11 protein-coding genes are annotated in these 7,662 nt (G+C 57.3%); 1 reads left to right on the top strand and 10 read right to left on the bottom strand.

The genetic code is table 11. From position 1 onward, the window contains the following. Positions 1-94: 94 nt before the first annotated feature. The 8 genes from BUC32_RS17600 to BUC32_RS17565 all read right to left on the bottom strand — a co-directional run bounded on the left by BUC32_RS17600 (position 95) and on the right by BUC32_RS17565 (position 5,980). Positions 95-343, bottom strand: coding sequence for a hypothetical protein (locus tag BUC32_RS17600; protein ID WP_073256074.1), 249 nt, complete (start codon positions 341-343; stop codon positions 95-97). After that, the gene (locus BUC32_RS17595; RefSeq protein WP_073256071.1) at positions 340-582 is read right to left on the bottom strand and encodes a hypothetical protein; all 243 of its coding nucleotides are present in this window, start codon (positions 580-582) and stop codon (positions 340-342) included. Before BUC32_RS17595 ends, BUC32_RS17600 begins: the two co-directional genes overlap by 4 nt. A gap of 5 nt (positions 583-587) precedes the next feature. After that, the gene (locus BUC32_RS17590; RefSeq protein WP_073256068.1) at positions 588-1,640 is read right to left on the bottom strand and encodes a phage portal protein; all 1,053 of its coding nucleotides are present in this window, start codon (positions 1,638-1,640) and stop codon (positions 588-590) included. Continuing rightward, positions 1,637-2,302, bottom strand: coding sequence for a hypothetical protein (locus tag BUC32_RS17585; RefSeq protein WP_139280774.1), 666 nt, complete (start codon positions 2,300-2,302; stop codon positions 1,637-1,639). Before BUC32_RS17585 ends, BUC32_RS17590 begins: the two co-directional genes overlap by 4 nt. After that, positions 2,302-2,958 carry an HK97 family phage prohead protease gene (locus BUC32_RS17580; protein WP_073256062.1) on the bottom strand — a complete coding sequence of 219 codons (657 nt, stop codon included), beginning with the start codon at positions 2,956-2,958 and terminating at the stop codon, positions 2,302-2,304. Before BUC32_RS17580 ends, BUC32_RS17585 begins: the two co-directional genes overlap by 1 nt. Next, a complete protein-coding gene (locus tag BUC32_RS17575; RefSeq protein WP_073256059.1) occupies positions 2,958-4,106 on the bottom strand; it encodes a phage major capsid protein in 1,149 nt (382 codons plus the stop codon). Before BUC32_RS17575 ends, BUC32_RS17580 begins: the two co-directional genes overlap by 1 nt. 51 nt (positions 4,107-4,157) lie before the next feature. Then, positions 4,158-4,412 carry an HNH endonuclease gene (locus tag BUC32_RS20715; protein WP_245815212.1) on the bottom strand — a complete coding sequence of 85 codons (255 nt, stop codon included), beginning with the start codon at positions 4,410-4,412 and terminating at the stop codon, positions 4,158-4,160. Positions 4,413-4,474: 62 nt separating this feature from the next. Beyond that, entirely contained in the window at positions 4,475-5,980 is a 1,506-nt protein-coding gene (locus BUC32_RS17565; protein WP_175556963.1) for a terminase TerL endonuclease subunit, read from the bottom strand. A gap of 29 nt (positions 5,981-6,009) precedes the next feature. On the opposite strand from BUC32_RS17565, the gene BUC32_RS17560 reads away from it, so the two are divergent. After that, positions 6,010-6,429 (top strand): hypothetical protein, encoded by a 420-nt coding sequence (locus tag BUC32_RS17560; RefSeq protein WP_073256053.1) that lies wholly within the window; start codon positions 6,010-6,012, stop codon positions 6,427-6,429. A 494-nt stretch (positions 6,430-6,923) separates the two neighbouring features. On the opposite strand, the gene BUC32_RS17555 is transcribed toward BUC32_RS17560, so the two are convergent. Together BUC32_RS17555 and BUC32_RS17550 are read right to left on the bottom strand one after the other, a co-directional pair. Then, positions 6,924-7,154 carry a hypothetical protein gene (locus BUC32_RS17555; protein ID WP_073256050.1) on the bottom strand — a complete coding sequence of 77 codons (231 nt, stop codon included), beginning with the start codon at positions 7,152-7,154 and terminating at the stop codon, positions 6,924-6,926. Next, on the bottom strand, positions 7,151-7,651 hold the full coding sequence (locus BUC32_RS17550; protein WP_073256047.1) for a hypothetical protein: 501 nt from the start codon (positions 7,649-7,651) through the stop codon (positions 7,151-7,153). The genes BUC32_RS17555 and BUC32_RS17550 overlap by 4 nt, the downstream gene beginning before the upstream one ends. Positions 7,652-7,662: the final 11 nt, after the last annotated feature.

The following is a 7,662-nucleotide window of genomic DNA, read 5'->3' as shown; positions in this document are numbered from 1 at the left end:
ATGTAAGCAGAGCCTTAAACCCATCGGCCCGGCACCTTAATACTACAACCGGAATTGGGCATAAGTTGGGGGGAACTAAGGCGATTCTTTCCCCTTAATTTGATGCCTGCTCGCCTGCCTGACGATGCAGCCCGCACATCCGCTCAACAGAGCGGATAAAATGATCTTCATAGCCTGGCGCTTCTTTGCCGGCTGCCAGCTTGGCAATCTCCATAAAATTTACCCGATCACTATCATGCATTTCCACATCCTTACCCCGCAAATACAAGTGCAGGGCTATGACATAGAAAGCTACGGCGGCAAGTTCAGCTCGGGTTTGGTTTAGTTGTTCTGCAATATTCATCCGAAATACTCCTCGAAAACCTGTAGGGCGGCCTGAACGGCCTTTTCCTTACCCTCTTTTGTGATCCGTGTGTCCGGGTTGGGCATCCACACATCATGGCCCCTTGACGTCGATATGAGCCTGCATCCGTGAATGCGGAATGGTGCCCAAAGCAGCAGAAACTCGGCAAGCACCGCCCCATTTTTCCGAAGCGGCTTTGGTTCGACATAAACTTTCATCTCCAGCGCTTTGGGTTCCATTGTTTCTACTCCCAATCCACCAGCTTAAGGGCTTCCGTGACCTCGACGCCGGATTCCTTGGCAGACGCCAGAGCCTGAATGATGGCCGTGAACGCCCGCGCCCGCCCGCCTGCGTCATAGGCTTGCAAAGGCCGCATCACGTCCAGAGAAACAGGCCCGCCCAGTTTTTCGCTGCACTCTTCAGCCATGGCAGTGGCAACAGGCTGAAGTTGCCACTGCGCCAGGTGCCTTTGAGCTTCCCTGACAAGGGGGCCTGTTGTGCTAGGGTTGGCCAGACCAGGCAAGACGCCAAACACGTTGTAGATCGCCCCCTGTGCCGCCTTGAGGCTTTCGATCGGCATCATGCCTTGCAAATCCGGCGTTAGGTCATGCGGCTTCCAATCCAGTTGTGGACCGGGACCACCAGCTGCGGTGACGTTCACACTTTCGCGCAATAGGATTTTTCCCCGGTTGCCCCGGAATCCACCGGCCAACGCGTCCCTGTCTGTCTTCTGCGCTTCTGGGAACGGAACGATCTGAGAACCAATTGGTGCGGTCTCGTACACATCCCCCAATCCCGCCTCGATTGCAGTCAGCAATGCTGCGCTGATCTGGGCGCGTTTCAAGGGCGCAGAACCGTAGTAGGGGGCCGACACGTCGCAGCCTATGCGAAAGTGCAGAACCTCGCCTGCCAGGGCCGTCTGTGTGCGTCCGCCCCCTGCTTCGGAAATGCTGATACGGTAAGCCGTTGGCTTGCTGTTCCGGGTCTTTAGTTCCCAATCTGACACAGGGATCAGGCCCTCTTCCCGGATCAGAAACAGGGATTCACCACGTAAGGCCAGAGACCGCGCGGCAAGGCCCAGAGAGCGCACGTTGAGCAGGTCTGTGCCATCCACATCAGCGAGACTTAATCCCCCTTCCCATAGGCCTACACAGGATTGCACGGTGGCTGTAAGTTCAGCCAGCCCTTGCTTGCCTTGGATGTAGGCAGACCGTGCCTCCATGATTTCAGATGTAAACCCAGACGCGGATGCGCGGGTCTCGATTTCTTGTTCTTTGCGTTTGAATGGCCAGATCATTCGAGCCTCCTGTATCTGCGCAGCAAGTCGCCTGCGCCGCTGTGTTGCATGGCCCGCGACATCCAGTTCACGGATCGCGTATGACTGACTGTCACAGCGCTTATGTCGGTGGCTTCAGTGCTGTTCGGGCCGATGTGTTTCTGCCCCTCAGCGACGTATTCGGCATAGCGCCGGAACGCCTCGCCAATGTCAGCCGGATAGGTGTCCTCGCCTACGGTGCCTGTGATTTTGTACATGCCGGGTTGTGGCAGAACCTTGCCGCCCATGGGCCCGCCACTCGGGGTCAGTCCTACCCATTCTTCATTTACAGCATCCCAGATATGGGCTGTCGCAAAGGTGAATGGGCAGAGGGGTTCACCCCATACGCCGGGGCCACAAACGTAGAACTCGACCGGGCGCGATCCAAACCGATAGGCGGTGTAAGCCTCGATCCGTTGCCAGATAAAATCCTTGTCGAGTGCCGCTGCATTGACCGAAAGACCAGTCGGAGCCGGGGCATAGGCCGCTGGGTCGCCCTCATTTGTGTGAACCGTAGGTGCCACATATTCCAGTGGCGAGCCGGTCATGTTGATCGAGTTCGACAGAATGGCGTTGATCTGGTCGAGATCCACACCATTGGCCTGCAAGAGACCGCTTGTCGCAAGTGTTAGTGGGTTCAGCATCAGAGCCTCCATCTTTTGAGATGTGGAAAGAGAAGTTCATCACCGGGAACCGTGGGCACAAGATTGCGCGGCTTGGTCTCCCAGTTCCGTTCCTCGATCTGCGCTTCAGGATATGCAGGCCGGGTAACAACGCTGAGTTCATACAAGAGCGCTGATAGCACCGTGCGAATGATCGCATTGTGTGCGCCGTTCTCTGGATCGTGGCCTTCATCCTCAATCAATTCAGGTTCTGGCACGGCCCGCTTGGGCGGCAATCTAAAGCCGGGTGATATGCCGATTGCCAAGCCTGTAGACACAGCCGCCAACACGTCTTTCACATAACTGACTTCCTGCATTTCCTCGGAGATCGTCGCCGTGAATGTCACCGCCTCCGCACTGTCTTGAATGTCCAGTGTGCCGGAGCGAACAGAGGCCAAAGGTTTGCCAAAATCATGCCCAGACAGCAGGTGAATATCCTTTTTACCACCGTGTTCAGACGGAGTTTCAATGCGATATTCAAAAGCCCGTGGTGCAATCACTTCTTTCTTTGGTCTGCCTGTACGGCCCCCATCACTGAGGACCGCACGTTTGTTGTAGGGGAACCGGCCCGCAAGGCGAGCCGATCCATCCGATTTGCGGCGTAGTTCAAGCCCGCCGTCAGCAAAGCCGGACAGCATTACTGAATGTCCGTCAAAATGCGCATCTGCACTGTGCGGCTGATCGTGTTGTCGATCGTGGTCAGAGCCGTCAGACGCAGCCCGCCGGACTGTGCATCGCTGTAGGGATCCCGGATCAGATCCACGGCGCCCCATGTGCCGACAAAGAATGGTGGAACCCCGCCCGCATTGGTGGTCAGCAAAGCATCGGTTGCCAAAGGTGCCCCCGCCGGATCGCCAAGCGCATTGTGGGTCATGACTGTCTTGCCGATGTTTTTCTGCAAGCGATCCCACTCAGTAATGCCGGAGCCGGAATCCCAGACAGCGCCATCCATCGTATCCCAAACCTCGGGTCGGATCATCAGATTGACCGAGCCAGGACCGTTGGCAGCGTTGGCGGTGATAAAGGCCGTGACCTCGGTGCGGAAGGCGTCCCAAGTCGGGGCTGCACTGATAGCCGTCGAGGTCAGACCCCAGCTTGCGTCAAACAGGCCGGTAGGTTCACCAGAGGCCCCAGAGCCAAGGAAGACCGCCCGATCCAACTCTTGCTGAATTGCCCCATTCATGTCCCGACGCACAGCCTGTTCCAGCGCCGCACCGGATTGTTTGAGCGCCTTGCGGGTGATCCGCATCTGAATGCCAAGCGTGTGATCCGGGGCCATCGGGCGATCAAGTGTGGTGTAGGCAGAGGGTCCGGGCACGTTGCCGGTTTCCGTAGCCTGCCAACCGGCAGTTACCGCCGAAGTCGTCACCGGCCATTCGGTTTCACCGGTGCCGATATTGATCATCGAACCGCCCATTTGAGCTGCAACCGAAGTCGGGAACAGGCGTTCAATGATCGGTCGGGTGCTGATCGGGTCCGGGTTATCTGCCGCGATGGCTTCACCGGCGCGCATTTCCAGCGCTTCCCAGGGTACGGGCACACCGCGATAGCCGCCCTGGCTGCGCAGTTCGCTCACGATCTCCTGTGTGCGTCCTGTCAGGGCTGCGCCTTCATCCAGCGCAAGTGCCACCTGACGCAGTTCAAAACCGGACATGATCTCGGGCCACTCACGATCTGAGCGGGTTTCGAGTTCCTCACCAGCTTCCCGGCGTTCGGTGTCCTCAGAGACCAGAGCCGCACGATAACGGGTTTCCGCTGTGCGATACTCAAGATCTAGTTCACCCATCTTGCGGGTTTCATCCTCAGACGGATTTCCGAGCGGCGAAGCTCGATTTTCTTAGATGTCAGCATTTTGTTTTCCTTTCATGCTCGACAGGAGATCGCGCCATTGTTGGCGCTCAGGAGGCAAAGGCTTGTGCCCAACCTCAATTCGGGTTTTTCGAGCATGACAACGCCCGCAAAGAATCTGTAAATTTGACAGGGTGTAGGACAGGTCAGGCCGGTCACGGACGGGCAGAACGTGGTCACATTCCAACCTCCGACGCTCGCCACACTGGACGCATTTCCAGCCGTCACGGTCCAAGGCCAGCATCCGTAGCGCCTTCCAGCGTGGCCCACGTGTGACCTTTGCAGAGTGGCGTTTGTATTCTTTTCTCAAACCCATAGGAGGCGTCCTCCGGTGGCTTCTGGACGGCCCATGATCCGGGCGCCTTCAGCGACTGCTAGAACGGTTGCCGCCGCCGCATCAATCCGGCCCGTTGAACGCGCCTTGGCGAGCTTCAGATTGTTTGCCGGATCTCGGAGCGTAACCGCATCCGCAAAGGCAGAGCGCAACAACAGCGATGGAGGCGTTTGAACCTTTCCATCGAAGGCGGCGCGTCTGAGCCTCTCGCAGTCCTCACCTCCATCTCGGAAACCTTGCCCACGCCAGATAACCGGCGCACGAATCCCGGCCTTGTCTATGGCCTCGCCAAGTTCGGCCTGCTTGTACCGATCAGCCGTTATCGCCGCGACAGCTTCGCCTTCGACATGCTGCATTACTTGAACCAGCCAAGGGGCCACAGGAACCGTCTGATCGCCCAGAACAGAGAGCTCGCCCCGATCCTGCATCTGGACATAACGGTCATTCACGCCGTCATTTTGACCACGATCCAGAAGAGTTGGCCTGCTAGGGAAAGTGCCAAGGCATTCCAGTCGCCCTGTTTCTGGCCAGTAGAACGCCGCTGCGGTCATGGACGCAGATCCGCCAAGATCAATCCCGATCACCACCTGACCGCGCCGCTCGGGCGCTTCAGAGACTTCGCAGTTCATCCATTCGTCAACGGTCAGAAGCACGTCACGGGTTTCGCCCGAGACTCGTTCGTTTCGGTTGTAGAGTCTGAAGCTTGTGAGTGTAGATCCGCCCCGAGCAATCGCCCGCCGTGCCTGACCTCGCAGCCATTCCAGACTTGAGCCGATGCCATGAGCCGCGCCGGGGTTGGCTTCTTTCAGGCTGGCCAGATCGTCCGCTGGCAAGCCCGGTGAAGGCCGGTGTTCCTGCACATAGACGCCCTCTTGGGTCTCATCCAACCAAACTGAGAACGGGTGTGCATCATCCGGCGCAGAGGTGGAAATGATCAGAGCCCGTCCGCCACGTTTGCCGATGCCAGACAACAGCGCATGTTCCAGAGTATCGCCCTGATCAGCAGCCCAGTGCCCGCGTTCGTCCATCAAAACTAGGTTAGGTGCAGATCCAAGCGCCGATTTGCCATCCGCTGCGATCGCTCTGATCACATGGCCGTCGCCGTATTCAATTTCCAACCTTGGGGAGCGGCGAATGGTGAATTGTTCTTGCTCAGATTCAGGCAGGCCGCGAATGAAGCCAACAACAAAATCGAAGGCAATGCGCGCCTGATCCCGAGTCCGGGCTGCAATCAGGATTTCGCGCCGGGGCTGGCTATCCCATTTGCCCATGACCGCGCCCAAGGCGATACCAGCCGATAGCGCCGTCTTAGCATTGCCCCGACCAATCGAGAGAACCGCGACCTGTATTCCATCGTCAAGTGCACCTTTCACAAATTGCTTTTGAAACGGTGCCAGCTTGATTGGTTCGCCAGCCTTCGGGCCCTCTGGGATCGCCAGAGTCTCGAGGAACCGGATTGCTATGGTGGAAGATTTCATGCGACATTCCTCCAAATAGGAGTGTTGAAATGAAAGTTTTCATGTGGGTCGCACTGACAATTCTGGCACTTTTTGCGGTTGGGGTTATTGTCCCTGACATTGAAGAAACCGATACCACTGAGAGCACTTCGACCACTGAGGAAGCTCCCAAGAGTGCAACTCTTGAAGTTGAAAAATTGGAAGAAAATGAAGGAGGTACTCTTCATGAAGCCTCCTTCGAAGAATGGAGCTCCGCGACTGACCAAAACCGATTAGCCACGGCAATGGATTGGACCTCTGCGGTCACAAACGAAGTTGAACTTGAGACGCTGGGAGACGTTGGCATCAAAGAGAAAGCCAACGAGTTGGTAAAATGCATAGCCCGATCAGCGGAAGAACAAGAAGACTTGAGTGGAACGCCCGCGGCTAGGCTTGGGGCATCATGCATCGTGCTTTTGGAGTGGAAGTAGGAGTCACACAGCGCGAACGCGTAACCCCCTACCGCGACCACCCCCCCAATCAAGATGCTGGGCATTGGGACCAATGTTGATGCCTGTCTGTTCATTTTGTTTTCTGCCTTTCGATTGGACACAGTTCCGCTACCCGCTACTGCCCCCCGATAAACAGAGGCAGTTCCTTCGCTTCCCGTTCCATATCCACGCGATGCCTTTTGTCGGTGGCCAGCCGCTGCCCCGCAGGCTTTGATCCTGCCCCGCCCTTGGTGAGCGGTCCCCGGTCTGTCACGGTCACTGTTCTGACCTTCACCAGCCGGTGGGTGTATAGTTGTCGCGTATCTGACAGGGCCTAGAAGGAGCCGGTTCCCTGTCGGGTCGGGTGATGTCCCCGGAACGTGTCCGCCTTTGGCACGGGAAGGCGGCAAACCGTGGCGCAGCTCTTTTGATCTCATTCGCTATTGCGATGAGTGATCGGGGAAAGCCGCGCATAAACCCTGTGAAGGGCGCGACTACTCGATCACGTCACACTCGCCCCCCTCATTGCTGCCTTGCGTGAACAGGTCAGTGACCAGGCCGCGCATGACAGACAGTTGTTTGGGGGATGGTCGCCAGTTGCGGCGACGGCATTGCTTGACGATGGACTGCGCAAAGCTGCGCGACCAATCGTTCTCTGCCCTCGCTGCGATGGAGGGCATGTAGTAGACCAAGCGTTCGATCTCTGAGGGGGTCGCGTAACTCATGCCAGCACCTCCCCGTCCATCGTGTTGAACAGGGCCGCAGAGGCCGTGCGATAGCCGTCTGCCTCGCCCATCGAGCGCAGGGCCACAAAGGCCAGCGCTGCAAGTTGGTGGTGGTCCAAGCGGGCTTGCAGGATCGGGCGCAGGCTCAACCATGCGTCTGATGTGTCCAACCATGCGGCGTAACCAATCGCCCGGCTCAGGCGCTTAATTTCGTCGGGTATGTTGCCCGCTATTGAACAGTCGGGGTGTTTTGGTGTACTGCTGCTGTGAAGATTTTTCGTAGTTTCTTCGTCCCCAGTAACGCCGTTGACCTTTGCCGAGGTCGCGGCGTTTTCTTTTTCGGAGGGAACAAAACGAGTTTCCGTTGTGTCAATTTTGTGCCAATCGGAAACACACGTTCCCGCTCCGTTCTGGTTTGGAGCGTCGCTTTCCGCATTTAAAGCGTCTTTTTCTCTTGCTGATTCCTTTGGGTTTTCATAGGTGTCGCGGCGGGACACCTCTCCCCAAC

The sequence above is a fragment of the Shimia gijangensis genome, assembly GCF_900142085.1.
GTDB classification, from domain to species: domain Bacteria; phylum Pseudomonadota; class Alphaproteobacteria; order Rhodobacterales; family Rhodobacteraceae; genus Shimia; species Shimia gijangensis.
This window is presented reverse-complemented; position numbering and strand designations above follow the sequence as displayed.

Excerpts from the sequence above, each read along its gene's own strand:
- BUC32_RS17600 (WP_073256074.1), bottom strand. The coding sequence starts at position 343 with ATGAATATTGCAGAACAACTAAACCAAACCCGAGCTGAACTTGCCGCC.
- BUC32_RS17575 (WP_073256059.1), bottom strand. The coding sequence starts at position 4,106 with ATGGGTGAACTAGATCTTGAGTATCGCACAGCGGAAACCCGTTATCGT.
- BUC32_RS17595 (WP_073256071.1), bottom strand. The coding sequence starts at position 582 with ATGGAACCCAAAGCGCTGGAGATGAAAGTTTATGTCGAACCAAAGCCG.
- BUC32_RS20715 (WP_245815212.1), bottom strand. The coding sequence starts at position 4,412 with ATGCTGGCCTTGGACCGTGACGGCTGGAAATGCGTCCAGTGTGGCGAG.
- BUC32_RS17580 (WP_073256062.1), bottom strand. The coding sequence starts at position 2,958 with ATGCTGTCCGGCTTTGCTGACGGCGGGCTTGAACTACGCCGCAAATCG.
- BUC32_RS17555 (WP_073256050.1), bottom strand. The coding sequence starts at position 7,154 with ATGAGTTACGCGACCCCCTCAGAGATCGAACGCTTGGTCTACTACATG.
- BUC32_RS17590 (WP_073256068.1), bottom strand. The coding sequence starts at position 1,640 with ATGATCTGGCCATTCAAACGCAAAGAACAAGAAATCGAGACCCGCGCA.
- BUC32_RS17560 (WP_073256053.1), top strand. The coding sequence starts at position 6,010 with ATGAAAGTTTTCATGTGGGTCGCACTGACAATTCTGGCACTTTTTGCG.
- BUC32_RS17565 (WP_175556963.1), bottom strand. The coding sequence starts at position 5,980 with ATGAAATCTTCCACCATAGCAATCCGGTTCCTCGAGACTCTGGCGATC.
- BUC32_RS17585 (WP_139280774.1), bottom strand. The coding sequence starts at position 2,302 with ATGCTGAACCCACTAACACTTGCGACAAGCGGTCTCTTGCAGGCCAAT.